This window comes from Bacillus sp. sid0103 (assembly GCF_019219025.1).
In genome coordinates, this window is sequence record NZ_JAHUWN010000005.1 from 205210 (window position 1) to 229851 (window position 24642).

Here is a 24642-nt window from a genome sequence, read left to right on the forward strand (position 1 = left end):
ACATTTAGAACGGTGTCGGTGTCAGGCACTGTGTGAAAAATTCACATGGTGCCGTGCGCCACAACCAGACATTCTTTGAAAAAGGGTGGTGAGAACCTATGGCTTCATTACGTGAGATAAAAACTCGTATTAATTCAACGAAAAAGACGAGTCAAATAACGAAAGCAATGGAAATGACCTCTGCTGCGAAGTGGAATCGTGCCGTCGTGAATGCAAAAGCATTTGTTCCTTATATGGAGAAAATCCAGGAAGTGACAGCATCGATTGCAATTGGCTCAGGCGGAGTAAATCATTCTATGCTGACATCTCGACCTGTTAAGAAAACCGGTTATATTGTAATGACTTCTGACAGCGGACTTGCTGGTGCATTTAACAGCAACGTGCTCCGTCGTGTAAGTCAAACAATCAAAGACCGTCATAAATCAAATGATGAATTCGCGATCATCGCTATCGGACGTGTAGCACGTGACTTTTTTGTCAAGCGCGGCATGAATGTAGTCCTTGAATCAATTGGGATTCCAGCACAGCCGAACTTTGCTGACATTCAAGGCATTACTCGTGCAACCGTTGGAATGTTCGCAGATGGCACATTCGATGAACTATATATCTATTACAGCCATTACGTGAGTGCCATTTCACAGGAAGTTGAAGAGAAGAAGCTCCTTCCACTAACGGATTTAACGACTTCTCACAAGACGATTTCCTATACATTTGAGCCGTCTGCAGAAGAAATATTAGAAGTTCTCCTGCCTCAATATGCTGAGAGCTTGATTTTCGGCGCTCTACTAGACAGCAAAGCGAGCGAGCACGCTGCTCGGATGACTGCAATGAGAAATGCAACCGATAATGCGAAAGAACTAATTAATCACTATACATTAGTCTTCAACCGTGCCCGTCAAGCGTCGATTACTCAAGAAATCACTGAAATCGTCGGCGGTGCGGCAGCGCTTGAATAAAACTATTTTTTAAAAATGAACCCTGTTCAGGGTCCTTGATAAGTTTTGGTTGAGGGAATGATTTTGTCGTTCCCGACTCCATTTTAAATCGGATACTTATATGGTGAGTTTTATAGGTTCTTTTTTCAAAAAGAGGCTTTTAGCTAATCAAAAGATCCGAAAGAGTAAGTTAGGAGGGAAAACGATGAGCAAAGGACGCGTTCTTCAGATTATGGGTCCGGTAGTTGACGTTAAGTTCGAAAGCGGTCATCTGCCTGCGATTTATAATGCGTTGAAAATTTCAAGTAAAGCGAGTAATGCTTCCGAAGTTGATATCAACATTACCCTTGAAGTAGCTCTTCATTTAGGTGATGATACGGTTCGTACGATTGCGATGTCAACGACTGATGGTTTAACTCGTGGAATAGAAGTTGAAGATACTGGTGCACCAATTTCTGTACCAGTTGGTGATGTTACTCTTGGTCGTGTATTTAACGTATTGGGAGAAACGATTGACCTTGATGCTGCAATTCCAGCAACTGAGCGCCGTGATTCGATTCACCGTGAAGCACCAACATTTGAAAATCTTTCTACACAAGTAGAAATTCTTGAAACTGGTATTAAAGTAGTAGACTTACTTGCTCCGTATATTAAGGGTGGTAAGATCGGTCTATTCGGTGGTGCCGGTGTAGGTAAAACGGTATTAATCCAAGAATTGATCAACAACATCGCACAAGAGCACGGTGGTATTTCCGTATTCGCCGGTGTTGGTGAGCGTACACGTGAAGGTAATGACCTTTATCATGAAATGACAGATTCAGGCGTTATCAAGAAAACAGCGATGGTATTTGGACAAATGAACGAGCCGCCTGGCGCACGTATGCGTGTTGCTTTAACTGGTTTGACTATGTCTGAGTATTTCCGTGATGAGCAAGGACAAGACGTGTTGTTCTTCATGGATAACATTTTCCGTTTCACGCAAGCAGGTTCTGAGGTTTCCGCGCTACTTGGCCGTATGCCATCTGCGGTAGGTTACCAGCCAACTCTTGCAACTGAGATGGGTAAATTACAAGAGCGTATTACATCTACAAACCTAGGATCAGTTACATCGATCCAAGCGATTTATGTACCAGCCGATGACTATACGGATCCGGCTCCGGCTACAACATTCGCTCACTTAGATGCAACAACAAACCTTGAGCGTAAGCTTTCTGAGATGGGTATTTACCCAGCGGTGGATCCTCTTGCTTCAACATCTCGTGCATTGTCACCTGATATTGTTGGTGAGGAGCACTATAATGTAGCCCGCCAAGTACAATCAACTTTACAACGTTATAAAGAGTTACAAGATATTATCGCGATCCTTGGTATGGATGAATTAAGTGATGATGATAAGTTAACGGTACAACGTGCGCGTCGTATCCAAGTGTTCTTATCTCAAAACTTCCACGTTGCTGAGCAGTTTACTGGCCAGCCAGGTTCTTATGTACCTGTTAAGGAAACGGTTCGTGGTTTCAAAGACATTCTTGAAGGTAAGTACGATCACCTTCCAGAAGATGCTTTCCGTCTTGTTGGACGGATTGAAGACGTGCTTGAGAATGCAAAACGCATGGGCGTTGAGGTCTAAACTGAGCCTGGAGGGTAAAAAATGAAGACGATTAAAGTCAGTATTGTTACTCCCGATGGCCCGGTGTATGAATCAGATGTAGAAATGGTAAGTACCAAGGCAACAAGTGGTGACCTAGGGATTTCTCCAGGTCACATGCCGTTGGTTGCCCCGCTGGAGATTACTTCTGTTCGTCTTAAAAAGGGCGGTAAAACGGATTATGTTGCGGTCAGTGGTGGATTTTTAGAGGTCCGTCCTGATCAAGTGACGATTTTAGCTCAATCAGCGGAACTTGCTTCTGAAATTGATGTGGAACGTGCCGTAAAAGCGAAGGAACGTGCAGAACAGCGTATGAGAGATCATCAGGCTGAGCATACCGATTTCAGACGTGCGGAGCTTGCTTTACAGCGTGCCATCAATCGCCTCGCCGTATCGGAAAGAAGATAGTATTTATATTAAAACCCCTTTGGTGGCAAGTAATTGCTGTTGGAGGGGTTTTTTTGTTGGTGGGATGGTGGTTGGGGGAGTTTTTAGTGTATTCACGATGGTTAAGGTATGTTAGCCAAGGACTCTTTTATGAGGAAATTGTGGATTGCTTTGATGTGGCCGATATATTAGTGGAAGTGGCAGATAAAGATGTGAAAGTGGCCGATATATTATTAAAGTGGCAGATAAAAAGGAAAAGCGGCAGATAAATTTGTCAAAGCGGCCGATATATCATTAGTTGAGCCCTTTTTGATGGTTTAAGGGACTTGGTTTTTATTAAAATAGGTAATTTTAATAGGGGGAGGGTGCGAAAAATAGCGCTGGAAGATACCTGGCCAGTCTTTCGACTGGCTTTTTGTGTGGGTTTTGAGGGTGTAATGGGGGGAGTGGCCTGTATTATGAGGATAGTGGATGGTAAGTTAGTTAGCTAATGAGAAGGGACATTGAAAAAGGTGCTACTTTAATACATATATAGAAAAACAAGTACCTTGCCAGTCTTTCGACTGGCTTATTGTTGGGTTTGAGGGTGTATTGGAGGAGTGGACAGTAAACTTTGAGAATCGGATAGTAAGTTTTAATTTAAGAGGATAAGTGGCCCGATATAATTGGAGTGAGGGAATTAATGTTGGCTATTAGGTAATAATGTGGAAGGTTTTTTTATTTAAATAGGTAATTTTTGAGGTTTTGGACTTACTTGAGTGCTTTTCTGGGTGGTTTGCGTTTGGTTGCAGGTCTTCTGCCTTTATTTTGAATTTTTAGGTTGTTGGTAGGACTTGTTTCTGGAATTTAGCATGATTTTTTGGTGATTGAATATGATTGTAGAGGGACATGTTGACTTAATGCATGTTTGTTTATTGGGTGGTTTGGTAATTTACTTTTTTAGAAGAATATAGTTAGGGGAAGAATTAGGTGAAGGTTTTATGACAAATCTCACTGACATTGTTCACAATTTGATGTTAAATAGGGGTTGTTGTCGAATTTATTAGGTGTTGAATGGTTCTTGCGAACCTTGACTAGGCACGTCATCTTCCGCTTACGCTCCAGATCACGTGAGCTAAAATTCTCTCACTGAATTAAGTTTGTCAGGTTCGCTTTTGCGTCATCTCTGATGTTATTCAGGATGCTTTTCTGCGAGATCACGCAAACGCTCAAGGGGGGACCCGTGTCGACTACCGAGTGCTGTGTAAATTGGAATTCTATCGCCATGTGCTAACGCACATTGCGCTTCCGCTCCGCTGCAGCTTGCAAAAATTACCCATTTTTAGTCTCTTCTGAGAGCGAGCTCTCAAGAGCCTAAAAATGGGGAATTTTTGCGGCGATAGAATTCCAATTTTTATGAATTTGGTTTGTCGACACGGGTTTGTAACAATGCTATAATGAATTCGGTTACAATATTCATTAGTATGAAAATTTACAACATTGGAGGGGATGGACATGGAACTTCTAAATGTATATCAGAATAATTATCTGATTGTTTTTGCGTTTCTATGTCTTGGAGTGCTGCTGCCTGTGGTGGCGTTATATTTAGGTAAGCTTCTCCGTCCGGATAAACCGAGTGCTGCGAAGTATACCACATATGAGAGCGGTATTGAGCCATTTCACGATTCCCGTGTGCAGTTCAATGTCCGCTATTATATTTTTGCCCTAATGTTTGTTATTTTTGATGTAGAAACCGTGTTTTTATATCCGTGGGCGGTGGCCTATGATAAGTTAGGGATTTTTGCACTGATCGAGATGTTGATTTTCGTTATTATGTTATTAATTGGTCTTGTGTATGCTTGGAAAAAGAAGGTGCTACGATGGAATTAAAACTTGATGGCATTTCACAACAAGAAATGGCCGAGTTACAGCGAAATGTATTTATGACTACGCTAGAGCAAATTAAAGCTTGGGCCCGAAGCAGTTCGATCTACCCAGTGACATTTGGTCTGGCTTGTTGTGCGATTGAAATGATGGGTGTCGGCGGAGCGAACTATGATTTGGACCGTTCGGGTTCCTTTTTCAGGACGTCACCGCGCCAGTCGGATTGTATGATTGTGTCTGGAACTGTGACAAAGAAGATGGCACCAATTTTACGAAGATTATATGACCAAATGCCTGAGCCGAAATGGGTCATTGCGATGGGTTCTTGTGCGACAGCAGGTGGGCCGTATGTGAAGTCTTATTCAGTCGTTAAGGGAGTCGACCAAATCGTTCCTGTCGATGTGTACATACCTGGATGTCCCCCAAACCCAGCGGCTTTAATTTATGGAATCAATAAATTAAAGGAAAAGATTCGCTATGAAGCGAAGACTGGGAAGAAGGTGATCTAACCAATGAGTGGGGAAAAAGATCTTGAGCAGTTAAAGAAGGAAGCGGTAGCGAAGGCGAAGGCGGCGGCGGCTGCGAAACGAGCGGCAAAGGCCGCAGGGGAAGTTGCACCGGCACCGAAGCAAGAAGAAACACCAGCGGAGCCTGTTAAAGCTGAAACGCCAGCCCCAGCACCTGCAAATGACGCAGATGATCTTGCGAAGAGAAAGGCCGAGGCGGTAGCAAAGGCGAAGGCCGCGGCAGCAGCGAAACGGAAAGCGATGGAAGAAGCTGGCGGTACAGCCCCAGCAGAAGAAACCGCACCAGTTGAAGCGAACACACCAGCAGCAGACGATAGTGACGATCTCGCTAAGAAAAAGGCCGCGGCGGTAGCGAAGGCGAAGGCGGCAGCCGCAGCGAAACGGAAAGCGATGGAACTTGCAGGCGGTACGGCCCCAGCAGAAGAAACCGCACCAGTTGAAGCGAACGCACCAGCAGCAGATGACAGTGACGATCTTGCCAAGAAAAAAGCAGCAGCGGTGGCGAAAGCGAAAGCGGCGGCGGCGAAGCGTAAGGCGATGGAACTCGAAGGCGGAGCCCCAGTAGACGACGCAGGCGAAGGCGGTACCGCTCCAGCTGGAGATGATGCTAAGGCGAAAGCGGCAGCAGCGGCCAAGGCAAAAGCAGCGGCGGCAGCGAAAGCGAAGGCAGCCGCAGCGGCGAAAGCCAAAGCAGGCGGAGCCGGAACAGACACGGATGCCGCAGGTGGCGATGACGAAAAAGCGAAAGCGATCGCAGCAGCGAAAGCCAAGGCAAAAGCAGCGGCAGCAGCCAAGGCAAAAGCCGCAGCAGCAGGAAAAGCGGATGACACCGCAGCTCCAGCAGCCGCAGAAAAGCCATCACCAAACCAGCCATACCTGGATAAGTATGTGAAGGTCATCACCGAACATTTAGGTGCGGATGTTTTAGAAGATTCTTATATTAATAAACTTTCTAAGGATGTTCCAACCCTTGTGGTGAAGCATGATACGTATTTCAAAGTGGCTCAATTTTTAAAATACAATGAGCTTTTAGGGTTTGATTATTTATCCGAGCTTCATGGGACAGACTTTGTCACACATATGGAAGTATATGTTCACTTGTACTCATACAAAAACCGTCAATCCGTCGCGTTTAAAGTGAAGATTGACCGCAGCGAACCAACAATCGAGTCCTTGCAGCCGCTTTGGGCAGGCGCTGAATGGCCTGAATGCGAAGCCTATGATTTATTAGGAATTAAGTTTACAGGACATCCGGACTTACGGCGCATCCTGCTTGGTGAAGATTGGGTTGGCTATCCACTGCGCAAAGATTATGAGCCGTACGACGTGGAGGTGTAACCAATGATCAGAACAGAAGAAATGATATTAAACGTCGGTCCTCAGCATCCAAGTACGCACGGAGTGTTCCGTCTTGTCGTTAAAATTGATGGGGAAATTATTACCGAAGCAACGCCTGTCATCGGTTACTTACACCGTGGGACAGAAAAATTAGCCGAAAACTTGCAATATACGCAGATCATTCCTTATACAGACCGGATGGACTACTTGTCCTCGATGACCAATAACTATGTGATCTGTCATGCCGTTGAAACGATGATGGGGATTGAAGTTCCAGAGCGAGCGGATTTCTTACGCGTGATTGCAATGGAATTGAACCGGATTGCCAGCCACCTGGTCGCCTGGGGTACGTATATCCTTGACCTTGGTGCAACGAGTCCGTTTATCTATGCTTTCCGCGATCGTGAAATGATTATCAATATGCTCAATGAATTGTCAGGGGCACGCTTGACCTTCAACTATATGCGCGTTGGCGGTGTGAAGTGGGATGCGCCTGAAGGCTGGATTGAAAAAGTAGGCGGATTTGTTCCGTACATGCGCGAACAGCTGAAAGGCTATCACGAGTTGGTGTCTGGAAATGAAATCTTCCTTGACCGGGTAAAAGGCATCGGCAAGTATACGAAAGAAGAGGCGCTTCAGTATTCTCTGAGCGGACCGAATCTACGCAGTACTGGTGTGAAATGGGATCTACGTAAAGATGAACCCTATTCCGTTTATAACCGTTTTGACTTTGATGTTCCGACCTCGGAGGAAGGCGATTGCTTGGCCCGTTACCATTTGCGCCTTGATGAGATTGGAGAATCCTTGAAAATCCTTGAACAAGCCGTGGAACAATTCCCTGGTGAAGGACCAATTCTAGCCAAGGTGCCGAAAATTATTAAGGCACCTAAGGGAGAGGCTTTCGTCCGAATTGAATCACCGCGCGGAGAGATTGGCTGCTATATTTACAGCGACGGCAAAAAAGAACCGTACCGCTTAAAGTTTAGAAGACCATCCTTCTATAACCTGCAAATTCTCCCGAAACTTTTAAAGGGTGAAAATATTGCAAACATGATTGCTATTTTAGGGGCAGTTGATATTGTCCTTGGGGAGGTTGACGGCTAATGATAGAAGAATTGCTCCAGTCAAGTCCGAGTTGGGCTAACTTTGGAATTTTCTTTTTACTCGGCGCTGTCTTGCTTTTAATCGTATTAGGTTTCGTTACCTACGGAATTTTAGCAGAGCGGAAAGTTTTAGGTTACATGCAGCTGCGCCATGGTCCAAACCAGGTCGGCGGTAAATGGGGCCTATTGCAAACCGTCGCTGACGTTCTCAAGCTGTTACTGAAAGAGGACATCATTCCGAAGGCAGCAGACAAACCATTATTTATCATTGCGCCAGTCATCGCCTTTGCCCCATCCTTTATGGTGCTGGCTACGATGCCGTTTACAGATGCATTTCAGTTCGCTGATATCGGTGTTGGCTTGCTTTACTATATCGCGGTGAGCGGATTAACTACCTTCGGCATGCTGCTTGGCGGCTGGGCCTCGAATAACAAGTACGCCCTCCTTGGAGGCATGCGTGCATCAGCCCAGATGATTTCATACGAAATCCCGCTGGTTATGTCCGTATTGGGTGTTATTCTTTTAACAGGAAGCTTAAATCTAAATGATATGGTCGAAGCACAAAAGCATGGCTGGTTCATTCTGTTACAGCCAATCGGCTTTATCATCTTTTTCATTGCATCGATTGCCGAATTAAACCGGACACCATTTGACCTTCCAGAGTCGGAAAACGAACTAGTCGCTGGATACCATGTTGAATATACCGGATTCCGCTGGGCCTTCTTTATGCTCGCAGAATATGTGTATTTATTCGCAATGTCAGCTCTCATTACTGTCGTCTTCCTTGGCGGCTGGCTGGCACCATTCAGCTTCCTGAACTTTATCCCAGGTGCGGTCTGGTTCGCGGTTAAATTTAGTGTCGTTGTCTTTGTTTATATCTGGCTGCGGGCAACCTTACCGCGTTTCCGCGCCGACAAACTCATGGAATTTGGCTGGAAAGTCCTCCTGCCAATCGCCTTAGCCAACATATTCTTAACGGCATTGATTAAGTCACTATTCTTTTAATAAGCGACCTCATATGTGGATGTGTTGTGTTACAGACTTCACATGGTGCCTGACACCAAAAACAATGTGTAGACATTAGAATTGGTGCCTGACACCAAAAAACAATCTTTAAAATGTAAAAGGGGTGAAAAACGTGCTTGGATTAGCAAAAGGCTTGAAATATACCCTAAAGAACTTGACGAAAGAAAAGGTCACGTATGATTACCCGAACAAGCCAATTCCACTGCCAGACCGGTTCCGCGGTATTCAAAAGTTTTATCCGGAAAAGTGTATTGTTTGCAATCAGTGCATGAACATCTGCCCGACCGATTGTATTGATTTGACGGGTAAAAAGCATCCGGACCCAACGAAAAAAGGGAAAATCATTGATACCTACGATATCAACTTCGAGATCTGCATCCTGTGTGACCTATGTACAGAGGTATGCCCGACAGAAGCGATTATCATGACCAATAACTTTGAGCTCGCTGAATACAGCCGTGATATGTTATTTAAAAACCTAGAATGGTTAGATGAAAACGACGAAAACATACGGCAGGTGAATAAACCATGACCTTTTCGGGGGAATTCCTCGCATTTATGGGGCTCGCACTTGTAGCTATTATCGGCGGGGTGCTGCTTTTAAATCTTACCAAGGTTGTTCATATGGTCGTTTCACTGATTTTTACCTTTGTAGCAATCGCTGGTATCTACGTGGTGCTGTCAGCTGAATTTGTGGCAGCTGTGCAAATCTTAATTTATTCCGGTGCGATTACAATCATTATGCTATTTGGGATTATGTTAACGAAGCATAACGATGAACATGAACCGAAAACAGGCAAATGGAGAAAAATCCTCGTCTTTTTAGGGGTTATCGGCTTTGCCTTTGCCGTTTATCTTGGTATTTACGATTTCAATATCGAACAGGTTCCGACCACTCTGCATGAAAACAACACGATGCAAATTGGTAAAGCACTTTACTCAAAATACATCATACCGTTTGAGTTAACGTCTGTTTTACTATTAGTCGCCCTAGTCGGTTCGATTATCCTAGCGAAAAACGAGAAGAAGGAGGCCGATGACAAATGAGTTCCGTTCCTGCTTCAGCCTTCCTGGCACTTGCACTGATCTTGTTTTGCATCGGTTTATACGGTGCACTGACAAAAAGAAATACCGTTATCGTCCTGATCTCGATTGAATTAATGTTGAACGCCGTGAATATTAATCTTGTCACCTTCAGCAAATACGGAATGGCACCGTCCATTACAGGCCAAATCTTCGCCCTGTTCGCAATCAGCGTTGCAGCAGCCGAAGCAGCCGTCGGTCTAGCCATCCTTATCTCGCTCTACCGCGCAAGAAAAACCGTCAACATCGACGAAATGGACACGATGAAAAACTAAAATTGGGTGTCAGGCACCACAAAAAGACACTTTGGCCTTTTTGTCCAGAGTAGACGGACGCTGTAACTTTGTGAAGAGTTGTCCTCCACACGCGGATATTTAGGAGGATTTGTCCACGAAGGGTGTCAGGCACCAGACATGACAAAATTGACTTTCAACAAAATTCGAATGGTGATTTGTATCATTCGAAAGGGGATAGTGATAATGATGGAGAATGCATGGCTCATACCGCTTTTCCCGCTATTATCGTTTTTGATTCTTCTTCTTTTCGGGAAGCGACTGAAGGAAGCAAGTGCTTATGTGGGGATTCTCCTCACGCTGGCATCGCTTGTTTACTCGATTCTGGTCTTATTCGAGCGCTTCTCAGAGCCGACCTATGTCACGAAATTTGACTGGCTCACGATAGGAGATATGCATCTAACAGCGGGCTTTGAAGTGAATCAATTAAATGCATTAATGCTGTTTATCGTATCGCTCGTAAGTTTCTTAGTACATACCTACTCCAAAGGTTATATGCAAGGGGACGAGCGGTTTCCAGTATTCTATGCCTATTTAGGACTATTTACGTTTGCGATGCTCGGGCTGGTCATTTCGCCTAACCTGCTGCAAACCTATATTTTCTGGGAACTTGTCGGCGTCGGTTCCTTCCTATTAATCGGATTTTATTTTTACAAAGACGAAGCAAAAGCTGCAGCCAAAAAAGCGTTTATCATGACCCGAATCGGGGACGTGGGCTTATTTATCGGTATGATTTTGCTATTCTGGGAAACCAAAAGCTTTGAATATAGTGAAATTTTCGCGGCCGTCGATGCCGGTGCGGTGTCAGGCACCATGATCACCTTGACAGCCATCCTGATTTTCATTGGGGCGGTTGGTAAATCGGGTCAGTTCCCGCTGCACACCTGGCTTCCGGATGCGATGGAAGGTCCGACACCTGTTTCGGCGTTAATCCACGCTGCGACGATGGTAGCGGCCGGTGTTTACTTGGTAGCGGCATTGTTTCCATTGTTTGAAGCGAGCCACACAGCGCTCCTCACGATTGCAGTGGTTGGCGCGTTTACCGCGATTTTCGCCGCAAGCATTGGTCTTGTGCAAACCGATATCAAACGCGTACTCGCGTATTCGACTGTTTCACAGCTAGGCTACATGATGCTCGCCTTAGGGTCTGCTGGCTATGTTGCCGGGGTATTTCACCTAATGACACATGCCTTCTTCAAGGCGCTTCTATTCCTAGCAGCGGGCTCCGTCATTCACGCGGTACATACACAGAACATCGAAGAAATGGGAGGACTTTGGAAAAAGCTTAAAGTTACCGGGCCGTTGTTCTTAATCGGAACACTAGCCATCAGCGGGGTCCCAGGGCTTTCCGGATTCTTCTCAAAAGATGAGATTTTAGTCGCAGCTTGGGAAGGCGGACATCCAATCCTGTTCTTCCTAGCACTTGCAGCTGCCTTTATGACGGCATTTTATATGTTCCGCTTGTTCTTCCTTGTCTTTACTGGTGAAGCGCGCGGCAATCAAAAGCATGTCCATGAATCGCCATCCAATATGACATTACCAATGATCGTCCTTGGCGTCCTCGCCGTCATCGCTGGTTATATCAATACACCATGGTTTGGAACATTCCTTGGCGATTGGCTCACCGATGGCAACGAAGCGTTGGCACACCAAGGCCACGTTGAAGGTCCAGCATGGATTATGATCGCGGCAACGGTTGTTTCCTTAGCGGGAATCTTCCTTGCTTACTTGATGTACAACAAGCGTTCACTGTCCCGTAACTGGTTAAGCGGCACAGGCGATACGTTACACACGATTTTATTGAACAAATATTACGTCGACGAGTTCTATCAACTGACGGTTGTTGCCTTCACAAAAGGGGTCAGCTACTTCTTACGTTTCATTGATGTGTTCCTTGTTGAAGGAATCGTCAAAGGCGTGGTCGGAATTGTCCAAGGACTGGGTGCAGCCGGTTCAAAAATGCAATCTGGACAGGTTCAAACGTACGGTGCGGTGGCCTTTATCGGACTAGCGGTACTAGTCGTCATCTTTGCATTAACAGGGGGGTACTTACGATGAATTTAACATCTGTTCTTTCACTCCTAGTATTCTCCCCTTTACTAGGTATTGCGGTTTTAGCGTTTATGCCTAAAACAGCAGAACAATCAATTAAAGTGGTTGGCTTTCTAGCAACCTTGCCGGCTTTACTGCTGGCGCTGGCTGCCTATCTCCATTTCCAATGGGGCAAGGATTTAGCCGATTTTACGGTATCAGCGAAGTGGATTCAATTTCATGGGATTAACGCCCCTGAACCATATTTTTCTGTTTACTATGAACTGGGCCTAAGCGGCTTTCAACTTCTGCTAGTCGTTCTAACAGCGGTAGTGGCAACTTTATCGGCGATTGCCGGGGCAAAGTTTGTGAAAAAGGAATGGAAAGGCTATTTCATGCTGTTCCTGCTCTTGGAAACCGGAATGCTTGGCGTGTTTACAGCGGAAAACCTAATTCTATTCTTCATCTTCTTTGAAATCACACTCATTCCGACCTTCTTCTTAATCGGAAAATGGGGTTATTTTGAAAAAGAAAAAGCAGCCTACAGTTTCTTAATTTACAACGGACTTGGCTCTGCGATTCTATTAATTGTTATTATGATTCTTTTTGCCAAAACAGGCTCAACCAATATTGACTATCTAACGCAATTGATGGCAAAACCAGAGGCACCGCTCTCAAGTGACTTGAAAATGGGCTTATTCATTGGTCTCTTGCTAGCGTTTGGTGTGAAACTGCCGATCTTCCCATTACACAGCTGGATGCTAAAGGTCCACGTTCAAGCACCGCCATCGGTTGTTATGATCCACTCAGGGATCCTCCTGAAGATTGGTGCGTACGGATTAATTCGTTTTGGAATGGGCATTTTTCCCGAGCAGTTTGGGACTCTTGCGACGCTGATTGCTGTCCTTGGAGTAATTAACCTCCTCTACGGGGCGTATCTAGCGTTCATTCAAACAGACTTTAAAATGGTTTTGGCTTATTCATCCATTTCTCATATGGGGATTGTGTTAATCGGACTTGCTGCGATGAATGAGGCTGGGATTCAAGGGGCGATTTTCCAAGTGATTTCGCACGGTTTGATTTCTGCGCTGTTATTCTTCTTGGTGGGCGTCCTATACGAACGCACCGATACGTCGCTCCTCGAAAATCTCGGCGGAATGGCGAAGGGCATGCCGATTGCAGCTGGATTCTTATTGGCTGGCGGGATGGCGTCGCTTGGCTTGCCAGGCATGTCTGGATTTGTCAGTGAGTTTATGGCGTTCCTCGGTCTTTTCAAAGAAATGCCGGTGATCGCTGCAGTTGGTACGCTCGGGATTATTATGACTGCTGCTTACTTGCTGCGTGCGGTGTTAGGAATCACGTACGGAAAGGCACATCGTGAATTTGCAGGCATCCTTGATCTGAAGGGCGTCGAATTTGTGCCAGTGCTGGTACTTATGTTGTTGATTGTGTTAATTGGTGTTTACCCAAGTGTCCTAAGCACTCCGCTACAAACTACACTTGAAACCATCATGCTAGGGATAGGAGGGTGATGAAGGATGAGTCTTGAGACTTTGCAACAATTTAATTGGAGTGCCATGACACCAGAGTTCATCATCCTTGGTGTATCCGCACTTCTGACACTTTTAGATTTATTTATGCCGAAAAATCAAGATCGAAAAATTCTCGGCTGGATTGGGATTGTCGCCATCATCGCTGCCATCGTCTCCGTGCTTAGTTTTGTCGGCGGACCTGTGACATCGATTTTGGATGATTCGTTCCGCTTGGATAGTTTCGCGATGGGCTTTAAATTATTGCTGCTTGTCGGGGCAGGACTGGTCATGTTCTTGGCCGTCAGCTACGAGGCAAAGGATGGTTTAGAGGAGTATCGCGGCGAGTTTTATTACTTGTTCTTATCAGCCTTGCTCGGTGGAATGATTATGACATCAAGCGGCGATTTAATTACGCTATTCATCGGCTTGGAATTGTTAACTGTTTCTTCTTATATTTTAGCGGGCATCCGCAAGTATCATTTAGAATCGAACGAATCGGCGATGAAATACGTCATTAATGGCGGAATTTCCACAGCAATCACGTTGTTTGGGATGAGCTATGTCTATGGTTTAACAGGCTCAACCAATTTAATGAAAATTGCCACCAGCCTGTCCACCTTGGCAGATGGCCAGCAATCCTACCTGTTAACATTAGCATTTTTGATGGTGTTCGTGGGGTTAGCGTTTAAATTGGCTGCAGCGCCGTTCCATATGTGGGCACCTGACGTTTACCAAGGGGCACCAACGCCGGTTACGGCTTTCCTAAGTGTCGTTTCGAAGACAGCAGGTTTTGTGATTGTACTTCGAATTTTGTTAACGGTCTTTTTATCGGCTGCTTCGGTTGGGAATCCAGAAAAACCAATTTTGCTCGAAATGCAGGATTACATTGCTTTCATCGCGGGAGCAACAATGATTATCGGTAACGTGGTTGCGTTGAAGCAGTCGAACATTAAACGGATGTTTGCTTATTCCAGCATCGCGCATGCGGGCTATATTCTCGTTGCCTTAACAACGCTGAACTCGAATATCTTTTATTCGATTTGGTTCTACCTGCTAGCGTACATGCTCATGAATATGGGCGCGTTCGCCATCATTCAGGTCGTTACCGAAAAATCAGGCTCTGCGAAGATTGCTGATTTCGCCGGATTGTATCGCCGTTCGCCTGTACTGGCAGTCTTAATGGGCATCTTGCTTGTGTCATTGGCAGGTTTCCCGGGCACAGCTGGCTTCATCGGCAAATTAAACATTTTTGTCGGTGCATTTGCAGGCGCAACACCGCATTATGTACTTGCTTCGATAATGATTGCGACAACAGTTGTTTCGTACTTCTATTATTTTGGAGTGATGACACAAATGTTCTTCCGCCCAGCAAGTGACGACAGCAAGTTCAAGATTCCAGTGGGAATCACGGTCGTTTTGCTTGTGGCAGTAGTTGGTTCGGTGCTGTTAGGTGTAATGCCAAATTTCGCACTTGATTTCATGCAAAATAACTTAAATAACTTAGCGGACTTTTTCAGCTAAGTAGGGAGAAATGGGTCTAGCTGTTTTGGGGAAAGCAGCAAGGTCAAACTAAAGGGGTCTTCATACAGAAAGAAGAGGCTGGGGGAGCCTCTTCTTTTTTTATTTTTTTTGCTTTTACATATATTTTTTTAAAATTTGTTATTTAAAGCGGGATTGCGCTCTCTTATGGTATTGAAGCGGTCTTCCTCCTTTTCAGGTGTCGGCTCCACGTCAGAAGGAATATCTTCTTGGGTGGAATGGTCTCGTTTGTTAACCAGGACGAGGATCTTTCCTTCTTCCACTGATTCCCCGTAATACTTGGCGTCGTCATCTGGAATGCCCAGTCCGACCAGGGCTCCGGTTAATCCGCCTAAACCTGCACCGGTAATCGCCCCCAGGATGCTGGCAGCAACGGGACCGGCGGCGACGATTGGGCCGATACCTGGTATCGCAAGGGCGCCAAGGCCTGCTAATAGTCCGGTTGCCCCGCCAAGTGCTCCACCGGTAATCGCACCTGTCGCAGCAGTTTCTTCAGCTACTGTCCCCGTTTCGTCTGCGACGTAATCCACATGGTGAGGATCTTTACCAATGACACTGATTTCGGACTTATCGTATCCCCATTTTTGTAAATCCTCAATCGCTGCTATTGCCTCTTGTTCCGATTGATACACACCTACAATGTTTTTTCCATGCTTGTCCATTATTCTTCCTCCTCTAATTGAATAGTTTCGTTGGTTAATAATGACTATTTTGATAGTTTATCTTTCACTTCTCCAACGCGTTCCTTCACTTTTCCTTTTGCCTTATCAAGTTTTCCGTCTACTACCTTTGAATCATCGTCAGTTAATCGCCCCCATTGCTCTTTAGCTTCACCTTTTACCTGCTCGACTGTCCCTGATAATTTATCTTTATTCATTTTGTTCATCCTCCTTATTATTTCTGATCTGCTTCATCTTTCTTTTCGCCATCGTTAATTCCATTATCTTGGTCTTTTCCATCACCAATGCCATTCTCTTCTAATTTTTCCTCGACATTATTCACCGCCTCGTCTAGGTTCTTTTCTGCATCTTTTAAAGTTGCTTTGGCTTCCTGCTTGTTATCATTATCGATTGCATCTTTTTGCTGTCCATCACTAATGCCATTATCTTGATCGACACCATCAGCACATCCAGCTAAACCGCTGAATGTCAGTGATACCGCCAATCCACCACATAATAATTGTTTCTTCCAACCCATATTCATTGCGAACTCCTCCTCCTAATTGAATGGTTACACATCGTTTAGAAGTGCAAGTCTGCCTTGCATATTGGTTGTATTCCCGCTGAAGGGGACTTGAAACCTCATTTTTTTCCGAAAGGGTCAGCTACAGCCCAAAAACAGGGAGGCAATTCGAATTCCTTCATTAAATGCCCTTTTTTGAAAAAATTTTTAAAAATAGTTTCCTCGGCATTCTTTTTAAAAAAAAGTTTCAACTCACCAATAAGGGTTATATATCTACTAGAAAACTTACTTACGTAAATAAGTTAGAAACTAAAAAAGGAGAGTGATAGGATGGAGATGGATCAATTGATGACGGGATGGTATTCGTATTTTAACCAGATTCCCAACCTGCTGCTGGCTATTCTCGTATTAGTCGTTGGCTGGCTGGTTGCGAAAAGTATCGGCAAAAGTGTGGAGGTCCTTTTAAGGAAAACCGACTTTGATAATCGCTTGTTTGCCAACCTGGGAAAGAGGAAATACTCATCTGAAGTGATTATTGGAAAAATCGTTTATTATCTATTACTAGTTTTTGTGTGGATTATCTTTTTTAACATCCTTCACTTAAGCTTGATCGCCACACCGCTCGTAGCGATGTTATCGACGATTACAGCAGCGATTCCAAACGTCTTAAAAGCGGCGTTGATTTTACTGCTAGCATGGGCTGTTGCATCCCTGCTTAGAATCCTCCTTAAAAAGGGAACTGCAATGGTTCATTTAGAACGCCAGTTAGTTAAATGGAAGCTGGCCAATAATGAAGCCGAGGCAATCCTCAAGCTGAATAGTTTCGCGAAAGCGCTATTCTACTTTGTTTTCTTATTATTTTTACCTGGGGTGTTGGACGCCTTACAAATGGAAGGCGTGTCCGAACCATTTGCCCAAACGCTATCAACGTTACTGGCCTTTATCCCTAAATTATTTGCAGCGGCACTAATTGTGTTGATCGGCTGGTTGATTGCAAAAGTCGTCAGGGATATTTTAACCAACTTCTTACGGAGTATTGGGACGGAGCGAATTGGCCAACGTTTCGGGGTAAATCAGACAGGAGAGGGAACCACTCTTTCAAGTCTAGTCGGAAATATTGCGTTTATTCTTATCTTAATTCCGACGATCATTACTGCTCTAGAAAAACTGGAGCTTAAAGGAATATCTGAGCCTGCAATTGCGATGCTTGATCGTGTGCTCTCCTTGATTCCCAACATAGCGGTCGCCGTTATCCTCATCTTAGTTGGTATTTGGCTTGGAAAATGGGTCGAAAAAATGGTGACACAATTGCTTTGGCGTTTAAGAGTGAACCATCTCTTTCAGCAGATTGGGATTGGCTCACTCAATCCAGAGACATCCAAGTACAATCTCTCACAAATCGTGGGGATGCTCGTAAAAATCGTGATTGTTTTATTATTCACCGTGGAAGCCCTACAAATTGTCCACTTAGCGTTCTTAGTAACGCTGGCAACCGGCGTGATTGCTTATTTACCAATGTTATTTGCGGCACTCGTAATCTTAGGAATGGGATTATATGTTGGTCAACTGGTCGAGCGTATATTACAAAACATAATCAAGAACGGTTACGCGCGAACCCTAGCAGCGGTTGGGAAATATGCCATCTTTGCGATCACTGTCTTTATGGCCTTGGATCAGCTGGGTGTGGCCCATTCCATCGTCAATGCCGCCTTTATTCTCGTCTTAGGCGGTGCAGCCTTAGCCTTTGGCCTGGCCTTTGGTCTTGGCGGAAAGGAATTTGCTGCAAAATATTTAGGGAAGTTAGATCGTAAAATGGATAAGAAGATCATTGAATAATGAAGCAGACGGGGGCAAGTCATCCCCGATCCCCAGTATAACAACCCGAACTCGGTGATGTCGGGTTGTTATTTTTTTTAATATGCCCGGTTTCAGACATAGGTATAAAGACCAAGGGCAAAAAGAAGGATTTACTTTCCGAGTGCATCTCTTAAAATACATAGAAGGAGGTAGAGTAATATGATCAAACGAGCGGTCATCCTTTTGGTGCTCTCATCAATCTTAGTCACATTAGTTTGGGTTCGACATCAGTCAACTGCGCCTGTTAACAATACAAGTACGGAACGCCATGTTTCATCTAAATACACGACAGTAGAATACAAGATTAGCAAGATTAAAGGGAAGAAATACTACGGAAAAGGTGAAGACGGGGAAGAAATCGTTTTTTCAGCTGAAAACATTGTTTCGGGTGAGAACATCCAAGTCGATGATGTAGTCATTTGCTATTTTGAAAAGCATAATTTAGGTAAAGGTTTAGTAAAAGTCGAGGAGAAATAGGATCTCAAGGGAAAGGAAAATCAGGATGAAGGAATTTACTGTTTGCTATACGTTTGATAATGAGATCATTACCGAAAAAATGATCAAAGATCGAGATGTGAAAAAAGAAGAAGTGGAACAAGAAATCATTGACATGATGGATCGTAATAAATACTTTATTGTGAAAAATAACCAAGGCAATTATGTGATCAATTCCTATTTAGTCCGTTATGTTCGGATCATGAATGAGAAGATACTAGTTTAGTAATACTTCACCAGACTGCCCCGAAGTTTCAATCCACTTCACACCCATCAAAAAATAAAGCTGGGGCAGAAATCCACCCCAACCGCTTATCATTGCATTTTCTCATTAAAAAATTGAACAGAGTACATGGCCCCTTCACTTACCATTTCATTATCTTCTAAATCATGCGGGTGAGGGTTTCCTCCCTTTTCAATCGGGAGAATCTCACTTTTATCGAAGGGTGAAGGTTTAATCTTCCGTTTCCAGTCTCTCAGCACACTTCCCGCTTTTAATCGGTTTGGTTTAGACGATAACCACATTGCAGCCGATGCTCCCATCCCCGCAACCACAATCATCGAAGTAACAGGTACCTTTCGTTTCATTTTAAAACCTCCTATAGATACTTTTAAAATAGGACTTTCATATACAACAAAGCTCTATTTCTCATAGGTATACCCGTTTTCGGACCGTTCAAACAGTATGTTCGAGGTTTCATTTCATTCAGAAGAGGGGATATAGATAAAAAAACTTTCTGAAAGGAGATCCTATGGAAAAATGTATCGGTGAAAACAGGTGGAAATGGTACCAGTTTAAGGAGAATGAGGATGATAGTAATAAACCAATGTTCGAACAGGATCATTCCAGATGTAACCTTTGGCTGGAACGAGTGCTGCAAAAGAAAACCAATTCCTTAAGGATCAAAATCCTTGATTCTGGCGTTAAAGTGGTGACGGGCTCTCTCATTTATAAGCAAAATTTTGAAGAGGCAAAGGACTATCAAATCTTTCATTTTTATGTAACGGAGGATCAACTGATTACGGTCGATCTACATTTTCCGAACTTTAAACATATCCATCCCGAACAGCTGTATAAGCAAATGAACAAGACTGAGAACGCAGTCGAGGGCTTCTTTATTTTGCTGGGGGAACTGATGAATGAAATGTTAGTTGAAATTGATCGATTTGAAGAGGCGTTAAAAACACTCATTTGGAGTATCCGCAAAAAGAATGGAACGAATATCCTCGAAAAAATTTATATGCGCAGGCATGAACTATTAATTTGGAAAAGCCTGTTGATACCCATCAATGAGCTAAAAATAGGGATCGAGGAGGTCGACCTGCAAGAAGTGAGCAGGGTCGAGATGTTTACTCTCTTAGTCAAACGGATTGAACGAATGACCGCGTTGCTCAACGAATACGAACATGAACTGGATTCAATTATTAATTTAGAAGAGGTCATCTCCTCCCATCGTGGCAACGAAATTATGAAAACCTTAACGGTAATCACGATTATTTTTACCCCGATCATGGCATTTGGGGCCCTATGGGGAATGAACTTCAAGCATATGCCGGAACTCGAGTGGCGCTACGGCTATCTTCTTTCGATTATTCTGATCATCATCGCGACACTCCTGCTGTATGGCTTTTTAAGATTCAAAGGCTGGACGGGCGATCTATTGACAGGGAAACAGAAGGATTCTTATTTTAAATAATGAAGCGGCTTGCCCAGAATGGTGCAAGCCTTTTTGCATAAAAATAACGACCCTGTGAAAGGGCCGCTGCGAGGATCTTCTTTTATTGCTGTGGATCGGGGGTTTGCTTTTCCTTCTTGAGCTGGGTACCGGTTTTGGCCTCCTCCATTTCCTTACCGAGCTTCTTGATTTCCTCTAAATTTTGGGCCATCGAGCCATTGTTTGCTCTCTTAACCTTCTCGTGTAACTCATGTTTTTTCGTATCCATTTGAACCTCTCCTTTATGATCGTCGTAATCTTGTAATACCCCATTTTTTAAGAATGAAACCTATTAGGTTTGCTTAGGTAGATTGGTGGATTCGTCCGATAATTTGAATATTTTGGTATACTATTGAGAATAGGTGAATTATTTTTAAAGGCTTTGGTATAGGTGAATGTTGATTGGAGTGAAAGGAGCTGCAATCAACATTTAGACAAAATAAATAAAACTTTTTTTAAAATAAAGGTTTGGGTTTTGAAAATAAGGGTATGTACATGGTAAATCTTTCAGGGGTGATGAGGATATGAATATAACGATAGATAAACAGCAGCGTGATGAGGTAGTCGTGGTGCTTGTGGCAGGGGAAATCGATGCCTATACGGCGCCGCAGCTTCGAGAAGAATTATTGTCACTTGCGGAAGCGGGAAATAAGGTGATCACCGTTAATCTCCAGGATGTGACCTATTTAGATAGTACCGGTCTTGGTGTGTTTGTAGGTTTATTTAAACAGCTAAAGGAAAATGACGGCGAATTAAAGTTAATTAACTTATCGGAACGACTCCAACGACTATTTCAAATTACGGGATTATGTAATGTTATGAATATCTCTTCAACGCCAGAGGAGGGGAGACAATGAACCAAGTGATGGATTATATTGAAATGAAAATTCCTGCCAAACCCGAGTATGTGGGGGTGATTCGCTTGACGCTATCGGGCATTGCCAGCCGCATGGGGTTTACATATGAGGAAATCGAGGATATTAAAATCGCGATAAGTGAAGCTTGTACAAACGCCGTTCACCATGCTTACCCTAAGGATGAAGGCGGCGAAGTAATTGTCGGATTTGGAATTTATCCGGACAAGTTAGAAATGATGGTAGCGGACAGTGGAAAGAGCTTTAATTTTACCCAGACAAAGAACGAATTAGGTCCCTATACTGAAGCAAGTACAGTGGAGCAGCTGTCAGAAGGAGGGTTAGGTCTGTATTTAATTGAAACGCTGATGGATGAAGTGAGTGTCTCGAATCACTCCGGAGTAACGGTCTTCATGGTGAAGTATCTAGGCGGGGAGCGTGAAAATCATGACACAAGCATCACAACCCGTGAAACGAACTAAGGAAGAAATCGATGCCCTCATTTTAGAGGTTCAGCAGAACGAGTCCGGAATGGCGCAAACGATATTAGTCGAACATTACACAGCCCTGGTCGGGAGTCTGGCGCGAAAATATTCAAAGGGAAAATATTTTCATGAGGACATCATGCAAGTTGCTATGATTGGCTTATTGGCCTCGATCCGAAGATTTGATCCAGGCTTGGGAAATCCGTTCGAGTCGTATTTAATTCCAACCGTTATTGGGGAAATCAAGCGGTTCCTCAGGGATAAAACGTGGAGCGTTCATGTCCCGAGACGAATCAAAGATTTATGGCCGAAGATTAAAACCGTGGTGGACGAGCTGACCACCCAATATCAGCGATCGCCGAAAATCCAGGAAATCGCCGATTATATGGACATCTCCGAAGAGGAAGTATTGGAAGCGATGGAAATGGGGAAAAGTTATCAAGCGGCATCTGTGGATCAAACGATTGAAACGGGTTCGGATGGCAGCACGTCGACGACCTTAGACATTGTCGGATCCGAGGATGAGGGCTTTGAAAAAGTGGATCAAAAGCTTTTGCTCGAGAGTGCGATGCATGTTCTATCAGAACGAGAGAAGGAAATTATTCATTTTACGTTTGTGGCGAATCAAAGTCAGAGGGAAACCGGTGAGCTTTTAGGGATTTCACAGATGCATGTTTCTCGTCTTCAAAGAAATGCGATTGAAAAGTTACGGAAAGCACTTGCATGTGATGCCTATCAAGGGATAAACGATGCTTGAATAAATAAACTGTGCCTGACCCGGACGCGTCCATACTAGGGTCAGGCATATTTTTAAAAGAATGTTTCGACCGAGAAAATGAAAGTAATCCGTCGGCTAAAACAGACGCTTTTAAAGGGGGAGATGGCCATGGCCATGAGAATTGCGGTTGTTGACGATAATCAAACAAACCTGATGATCATCGAGAAAATCCTGCGGATGGCTGGCTATAATCGGTTGGATTTGATGTCATCTGCCAAGGAATTATATCAATATTTGCATCTTGAGGAGCCGAACCAGGAGGAAGTCCCAGTAGATTTAATCCTCATGGACTTGATGATGCCGGAAATTGATGGAATGGAAGCGTGCCGGACGATTCTTAAAGATGAGCGGTATGCCGACCTGCCTATCATCTTCGTTACCGCGATGGGAGATTCCAATAAGATGGCCGAGGCGATGGATGCGGGGGCCCTCGATTATGTCCTGAAGCCCATTAATAAGGTAGAATTGCTGGCTCGAATTCGTTCTGTCCTTCGCTTAAAACGTGAGAAGGACTTACGGAAGGAAAGAGATAAGCGGCTTCAATATGAGTTAGATTTGGCTAAGCAAGTCCAAGTAAGTATCCTTAGTGACCCGATTAAGGAAGAGGATGTAACGATTTCGGCAATCTACAAGCCTTCATTTGAGCTTGCAGGTGACTTGTATGCCTGGTACCCAATCAGCAAACATCGTTATGGCGTGATTTTACTCGATATGATGGGGCACGGAATTTCGTCCTCACTCGTCTGTATGTACATATATTCGGCGTTAAAAGATACGATTACGGGCATGTCTGATCCAGAGCTGGTCATGAAAGAACTCAATCGGCGCATGTATCAGCTGCAAATGCCCGATCATCTAATCAACTATTATTTTACGGCCATTTACCTGGTGCTCGACACAGAAAAGCAAACGATCGAGTACGTCAATGCCGGGCATCCGGCGGGGATCGCTATGGTGGATGAAGAAGTGAGGCTCCTGACGGAAGGGTGCTGCGCCCTTGGTTTTTTTGAAACAATCGAAGTGACGAAAGGCGTCCTTCCTTACAAGCAAGGCGCGCGGATGCTCCTCTTTACAGATGGTCTCTCGGAAGGACTCGAGGAGGAGTATGAGGATGCGATCTCTAAGCTCACCAGTACCTTACAGAATAAAGACATGGACAATCCCGCTTCACTAATGCAACAGCTGCAGCCAAGTCTGGAGCTCGATAATGCCCCAAAGGACGACATGTGCTTGGTGATGATTTCGACAACGGCTTAAAAATACTAGGGTGCCAGCTCTAAAAGCTGACACCCTGTTTCAATAAATTTATTCTGCCAGATAAGCTTCGAGCATCCATTTGTGCTTTTCAAGGGAAGTGCGAATCGCGATGAACAGATCGGCAGTCGGTTGATCATCATGGTCCTCGGCCAGGCTGATTCCGTCTGTTAGTTCGGTGCAGACGATGCTAAAATCAGCAGCCAGTGTTTTGATCATCCCCGCGGCGTTTTCGTCGCCCGCCGCTTCCTTAATTGAAGACATTTGTAATTGCTGCTTAAGTGTGGCCGTTGGCAGCGCCCCTAATGACAGCATTCGTTCAGCAATCGTATCGAGATGCAGTGCCGCTTCTTTATACAATTCTTCAAATTTAGGATGCAGGGTGAAGAAATTTTCGCCTTTAACATACCAGTGGTAGTGATGCAGTTTCATATAAAGCACTGAGAAATTGGCAACCTGGGTGTTCAGATTCTCGGTTACAGGAACGTTTTTTTCTTTTACTTTTGGCATAATCATTACCTCCGTTAATTGGAATAGTGTTGATATCTATTCCATACCCGGGCCTTCATCAGTTGAAACATTTTTTAAAGAGAAGTTTTAAAAAAGATCAAAACGGATATCAAGGATAAGTGCTCTAATCATGATTTTCCAATTCAAATGGATGATACACGCAGGGGGGTATGGTAGAATAAGGATATTTTAATAGACCAACGATACCAG

Annotated in this window: 29 protein-coding genes; 23 read left to right on the forward strand and 6 right to left on the reverse strand. The window is 44.3% G+C overall.

Going from position 1 to position 24642, the window contains the following annotated elements; all coding sequences use genetic code 11:
- Positions 1-98 precede the first annotated feature (98 nt).
- From atpG to nuoN, 15 genes are all read left to right on the forward strand, one after another.
- Complete coding sequence (gene atpG / locus KW850_RS08010) at positions 99-956, forward strand: ATP synthase F1 subunit gamma (RefSeq protein ID WP_218347038.1); 858 nt, start codon at positions 99-101, stop codon at positions 954-956.
- 184 nt (positions 957-1140) lie between these two features.
- Positions 1141-2562 (forward strand): F0F1 ATP synthase subunit beta, encoded by a 1422-nt coding sequence (gene atpD, locus KW850_RS08015; protein WP_218347039.1) that lies wholly within the window; start codon positions 1141-1143, stop codon positions 2560-2562.
- A 21-nt stretch (positions 2563-2583) separates the two neighbouring features.
- Positions 2584-2988: a F0F1 ATP synthase subunit epsilon gene (locus KW850_RS08020; RefSeq protein WP_026568224.1), complete on the forward strand. Its 405-nt coding sequence runs from the start codon at positions 2584-2586 to the stop codon at positions 2986-2988.
- Positions 2989-3041: 53 nt separating this feature from the next.
- Complete coding sequence (locus KW850_RS08025) at positions 3042-3236, forward strand: hypothetical protein (RefSeq protein WP_218347040.1); 195 nt, start codon at positions 3042-3044, stop codon at positions 3234-3236.
- Between the two features lie 1225 nt (positions 3237-4461).
- Positions 4462-4836, forward strand: coding sequence for an NADH-quinone oxidoreductase subunit A (locus KW850_RS08030; RefSeq protein WP_218347041.1), 375 nt, complete (start codon positions 4462-4464; stop codon positions 4834-4836).
- Positions 4827-5339, forward strand: a complete 513-nt coding sequence (locus KW850_RS08035) for a NuoB/complex I 20 kDa subunit family protein (protein ID WP_088090195.1) — start codon at positions 4827-4829, stop codon at positions 5337-5339. Before KW850_RS08030 ends, KW850_RS08035 begins: the two co-directional genes overlap by 10 nt.
- A gap of 3 nt (positions 5340-5342) precedes the next feature.
- Positions 5343-6695 carry an NADH-quinone oxidoreductase subunit C gene (locus tag KW850_RS08040; protein WP_218347042.1) on the forward strand — a complete coding sequence of 451 codons (1353 nt, stop codon included), beginning with the start codon at positions 5343-5345 and terminating at the stop codon, positions 6693-6695.
- A 3-nt stretch (positions 6696-6698) separates the two neighbouring features.
- Positions 6699-7799, forward strand: a complete 1101-nt coding sequence (locus KW850_RS08045) for an NADH-quinone oxidoreductase subunit D (protein ID WP_218347043.1) — start codon at positions 6699-6701, stop codon at positions 7797-7799.
- Positions 7799-8803: an NADH-quinone oxidoreductase subunit NuoH gene (gene nuoH / locus KW850_RS08050; protein ID WP_218347044.1), complete on the forward strand. Its 1005-nt coding sequence runs from the start codon at positions 7799-7801 to the stop codon at positions 8801-8803. The genes KW850_RS08045 and nuoH overlap by 1 nt, the downstream gene beginning before the upstream one ends.
- Before the next feature lie 133 nt (positions 8804-8936).
- On the forward strand, positions 8937-9356 hold the full coding sequence (gene nuoI, locus KW850_RS08055) for an NADH-quinone oxidoreductase subunit NuoI (RefSeq protein WP_144551613.1): 420 nt from the start codon (positions 8937-8939) through the stop codon (positions 9354-9356).
- Entirely contained in the window at positions 9353-9871 is a 519-nt protein-coding gene (locus KW850_RS08060) for an NADH-quinone oxidoreductase subunit J (RefSeq protein ID WP_218347045.1), read from the forward strand. Before nuoI ends, KW850_RS08060 begins: the two co-directional genes overlap by 4 nt.
- Positions 9868-10182 (forward strand): NADH-quinone oxidoreductase subunit NuoK, encoded by a 315-nt coding sequence (gene nuoK, locus KW850_RS08065; protein WP_026568243.1) that lies wholly within the window; start codon positions 9868-9870, stop codon positions 10180-10182. The genes KW850_RS08060 and nuoK overlap by 4 nt, the downstream gene beginning before the upstream one ends.
- A gap of 204 nt (positions 10183-10386) precedes the next feature.
- Complete coding sequence (gene nuoL, locus KW850_RS08070; protein ID WP_218347104.1) at positions 10387-12258, forward strand: NADH-quinone oxidoreductase subunit L; 1872 nt, start codon at positions 10387-10389, stop codon at positions 12256-12258.
- The gene (locus tag KW850_RS08075; protein WP_218347046.1) at positions 12255-13763 is read left to right on the forward strand and encodes an NADH-quinone oxidoreductase subunit M; all 1509 of its coding nucleotides are present in this window, start codon (positions 12255-12257) and stop codon (positions 13761-13763) included. Before nuoL ends, KW850_RS08075 begins: the two co-directional genes overlap by 4 nt.
- 6 nt (positions 13764-13769) lie before the next feature.
- The gene (nuoN, locus tag KW850_RS08080) at positions 13770-15284 is read left to right on the forward strand and encodes an NADH-quinone oxidoreductase subunit NuoN (RefSeq protein ID WP_218347047.1); all 1515 of its coding nucleotides are present in this window, start codon (positions 13770-13772) and stop codon (positions 15282-15284) included.
- Positions 15285-15412: 128 nt separating this feature from the next.
- Here the strand turns inward: nuoN and KW850_RS08085 are convergent, their stop codons facing one another.
- The 3 genes from KW850_RS08085 to KW850_RS08095 are packed head-to-tail and all read right to left on the reverse strand — an operon-like array spanning position 15413 to position 16505.
- Positions 15413-15964, reverse strand: a complete 552-nt coding sequence (locus tag KW850_RS08085) for a general stress protein (protein WP_218347048.1) — start codon at positions 15962-15964, stop codon at positions 15413-15415.
- A 44-nt stretch (positions 15965-16008) separates the two neighbouring features.
- Positions 16009-16179 carry a CsbD family protein gene (locus KW850_RS08090; protein ID WP_218347049.1) on the reverse strand — a complete coding sequence of 57 codons (171 nt, stop codon included), beginning with the start codon at positions 16177-16179 and terminating at the stop codon, positions 16009-16011.
- Positions 16180-16196: 17 nt separating this feature from the next.
- Positions 16197-16505, reverse strand: a complete 309-nt coding sequence (locus KW850_RS08095; RefSeq protein WP_218347050.1) for a hypothetical protein — start codon at positions 16503-16505, stop codon at positions 16197-16199.
- 309 nt (positions 16506-16814) lie between these two features.
- Between KW850_RS08095 and KW850_RS08100 the strand changes: the two genes are divergently transcribed.
- The 3 genes from KW850_RS08100 to KW850_RS08110 all read left to right on the forward strand — a co-directional run bounded on the left by KW850_RS08100 (position 16815) and on the right by KW850_RS08110 (position 19062).
- The gene (locus KW850_RS08100) at positions 16815-18320 is read left to right on the forward strand and encodes a mechanosensitive ion channel (RefSeq protein WP_218347051.1); all 1506 of its coding nucleotides are present in this window, start codon (positions 16815-16817) and stop codon (positions 18318-18320) included.
- Positions 18321-18500: 180 nt separating this feature from the next.
- The gene (locus KW850_RS08105) at positions 18501-18818 is read left to right on the forward strand and encodes a hypothetical protein (protein ID WP_218347052.1); all 318 of its coding nucleotides are present in this window, start codon (positions 18501-18503) and stop codon (positions 18816-18818) included.
- Between the two features lie 25 nt (positions 18819-18843).
- Positions 18844-19062: a hypothetical protein gene (locus KW850_RS08110; RefSeq protein WP_218347053.1), complete on the forward strand. Its 219-nt coding sequence runs from the start codon at positions 18844-18846 to the stop codon at positions 19060-19062.
- An 89-nt stretch (positions 19063-19151) separates the two neighbouring features.
- Here KW850_RS08110 and KW850_RS08115 read toward each other — a convergent pair whose 3' ends face one another.
- Positions 19152-19424 (reverse strand): hypothetical protein, encoded by a 273-nt coding sequence (locus KW850_RS08115; RefSeq protein WP_218347054.1) that lies wholly within the window; start codon positions 19422-19424, stop codon positions 19152-19154.
- Between the two features lie 164 nt (positions 19425-19588).
- Here KW850_RS08115 and KW850_RS08120 point away from each other — a divergent pair, with 164 nt between their 5' ends.
- Positions 19589-20533 carry a magnesium transporter CorA family protein gene (locus KW850_RS08120; protein WP_218347055.1) on the forward strand — a complete coding sequence of 315 codons (945 nt, stop codon included), beginning with the start codon at positions 19589-19591 and terminating at the stop codon, positions 20531-20533.
- Positions 20534-20615: 82 nt separating this feature from the next.
- Here the strand turns inward: KW850_RS08120 and KW850_RS08125 are convergent, their stop codons facing one another.
- The gene (locus tag KW850_RS08125) at positions 20616-20780 is read right to left on the reverse strand and encodes a hypothetical protein (protein ID WP_218347056.1); all 165 of its coding nucleotides are present in this window, start codon (positions 20778-20780) and stop codon (positions 20616-20618) included.
- A gap of 295 nt (positions 20781-21075) precedes the next feature.
- On the opposite strand from KW850_RS08125, the gene KW850_RS08130 reads away from it, so the two are divergent.
- From KW850_RS08130 to KW850_RS08145, 4 genes are all read left to right on the forward strand, one after another.
- On the forward strand, positions 21076-21408 hold the full coding sequence (locus KW850_RS08130; RefSeq protein ID WP_218347057.1) for an STAS domain-containing protein: 333 nt from the start codon (positions 21076-21078) through the stop codon (positions 21406-21408).
- On the forward strand, positions 21405-21887 hold the full coding sequence (rsbW, locus tag KW850_RS08135) for an anti-sigma B factor RsbW (RefSeq protein WP_218347058.1): 483 nt from the start codon (positions 21405-21407) through the stop codon (positions 21885-21887). Before KW850_RS08130 ends, rsbW begins: the two co-directional genes overlap by 4 nt.
- Positions 21853-22647 (forward strand): RNA polymerase sigma factor SigB, encoded by a 795-nt coding sequence (gene sigB / locus KW850_RS08140; RefSeq protein ID WP_218347059.1) that lies wholly within the window; start codon positions 21853-21855, stop codon positions 22645-22647. The genes rsbW and sigB overlap by 35 nt, the downstream gene beginning before the upstream one ends.
- Positions 22648-22782: 135 nt before the next feature.
- Positions 22783-23925 carry a PP2C family protein-serine/threonine phosphatase gene (locus KW850_RS08145; RefSeq protein WP_218347105.1) on the forward strand — a complete coding sequence of 381 codons (1143 nt, stop codon included), beginning with the start codon at positions 22783-22785 and terminating at the stop codon, positions 23923-23925.
- 48 nt (positions 23926-23973) lie between these two features.
- On the opposite strand, the gene KW850_RS08150 is transcribed toward KW850_RS08145, so the two are convergent.
- Entirely contained in the window at positions 23974-24432 is a 459-nt protein-coding gene (locus tag KW850_RS08150; protein WP_218347060.1) for a Dps family protein, read from the reverse strand.
- Between the last annotated feature and the right edge of the window lie 210 nt (positions 24433-24642).

Bases quoted from the DNA above. Each gene is read 5' to 3' on its own strand.
- KW850_RS08035 (WP_088090195.1), top strand. From the start codon at position 4,827: ATGGAATTAAAACTTGATGGCATTTCACAACAAGAAATGGCCGAGTTA.
- KW850_RS08115 (WP_218347054.1), bottom strand. From the start codon at position 19,424: ATGAAACGAAAGGTACCTGTTACTTCGATGATTGTGGTTGCGGGGATG.
- KW850_RS08120 (WP_218347055.1), top strand. From the start codon at position 19,589: ATGGAAAAATGTATCGGTGAAAACAGGTGGAAATGGTACCAGTTTAAG.
- KW850_RS08060 (WP_218347045.1), top strand. From the start codon at position 9,353: ATGACCTTTTCGGGGGAATTCCTCGCATTTATGGGGCTCGCACTTGTA.
- nuoL (WP_218347104.1), top strand. From the start codon at position 10,387: ATGATGGAGAATGCATGGCTCATACCGCTTTTCCCGCTATTATCGTTT.
- nuoN (WP_218347047.1), top strand. From the start codon at position 13,770: ATGAGTCTTGAGACTTTGCAACAATTTAATTGGAGTGCCATGACACCA.
- KW850_RS08095 (WP_218347050.1), bottom strand. From the start codon at position 16,505: ATGAATATGGGTTGGAAGAAACAATTATTATGTGGTGGATTGGCGGTA.
- nuoH (WP_218347044.1), top strand. From the start codon at position 7,799: ATGATAGAAGAATTGCTCCAGTCAAGTCCGAGTTGGGCTAACTTTGGA.
- KW850_RS08030 (WP_218347041.1), top strand. From the start codon at position 4,462: ATGGAACTTCTAAATGTATATCAGAATAATTATCTGATTGTTTTTGCG.
- atpG (WP_218347038.1), top strand. From the start codon at position 99: ATGGCTTCATTACGTGAGATAAAAACTCGTATTAATTCAACGAAAAAG.
- KW850_RS08090 (WP_218347049.1), bottom strand. From the start codon at position 16,179: ATGAATAAAGATAAATTATCAGGGACAGTCGAGCAGGTAAAAGGTGAA.
- KW850_RS08100 (WP_218347051.1), top strand. From the start codon at position 16,815: ATGGAGATGGATCAATTGATGACGGGATGGTATTCGTATTTTAACCAG.
- KW850_RS08145 (WP_218347105.1), top strand. From the start codon at position 22,783: ATGAGAATTGCGGTTGTTGACGATAATCAAACAAACCTGATGATCATC.
- KW850_RS08040 (WP_218347042.1), top strand. From the start codon at position 5,343: ATGAGTGGGGAAAAAGATCTTGAGCAGTTAAAGAAGGAAGCGGTAGCG.
- atpD (WP_218347039.1), top strand. From the start codon at position 1,141: ATGAGCAAAGGACGCGTTCTTCAGATTATGGGTCCGGTAGTTGACGTT.
- KW850_RS08075 (WP_218347046.1), top strand. From the start codon at position 12,255: ATGAATTTAACATCTGTTCTTTCACTCCTAGTATTCTCCCCTTTACTA.
- KW850_RS08125 (WP_218347056.1), bottom strand. From the start codon at position 20,780: ATGGATACGAAAAAACATGAGTTACACGAGAAGGTTAAGAGAGCAAAC.
- KW850_RS08085 (WP_218347048.1), bottom strand. From the start codon at position 15,964: ATGGACAAGCATGGAAAAAACATTGTAGGTGTGTATCAATCGGAACAA.
- KW850_RS08020 (WP_026568224.1), top strand. From the start codon at position 2,584: ATGAAGACGATTAAAGTCAGTATTGTTACTCCCGATGGCCCGGTGTAT.
- sigB (WP_218347059.1), top strand. From the start codon at position 21,853: ATGACACAAGCATCACAACCCGTGAAACGAACTAAGGAAGAAATCGAT.
- KW850_RS08045 (WP_218347043.1), top strand. From the start codon at position 6,699: ATGATCAGAACAGAAGAAATGATATTAAACGTCGGTCCTCAGCATCCA.
- KW850_RS08150 (WP_218347060.1), bottom strand. From the start codon at position 24,432: ATGCCAAAAGTAAAAGAAAAAAACGTTCCTGTAACCGAGAATCTGAAC.
- rsbW (WP_218347058.1), top strand. From the start codon at position 21,405: ATGAACCAAGTGATGGATTATATTGAAATGAAAATTCCTGCCAAACCC.
- KW850_RS08110 (WP_218347053.1), top strand. From the start codon at position 18,844: ATGAAGGAATTTACTGTTTGCTATACGTTTGATAATGAGATCATTACC.
- nuoK (WP_026568243.1), top strand. From the start codon at position 9,868: ATGAGTTCCGTTCCTGCTTCAGCCTTCCTGGCACTTGCACTGATCTTG.
- KW850_RS08105 (WP_218347052.1), top strand. From the start codon at position 18,501: ATGATCAAACGAGCGGTCATCCTTTTGGTGCTCTCATCAATCTTAGTC.
- KW850_RS08130 (WP_218347057.1), top strand. From the start codon at position 21,076: ATGAATATAACGATAGATAAACAGCAGCGTGATGAGGTAGTCGTGGTG.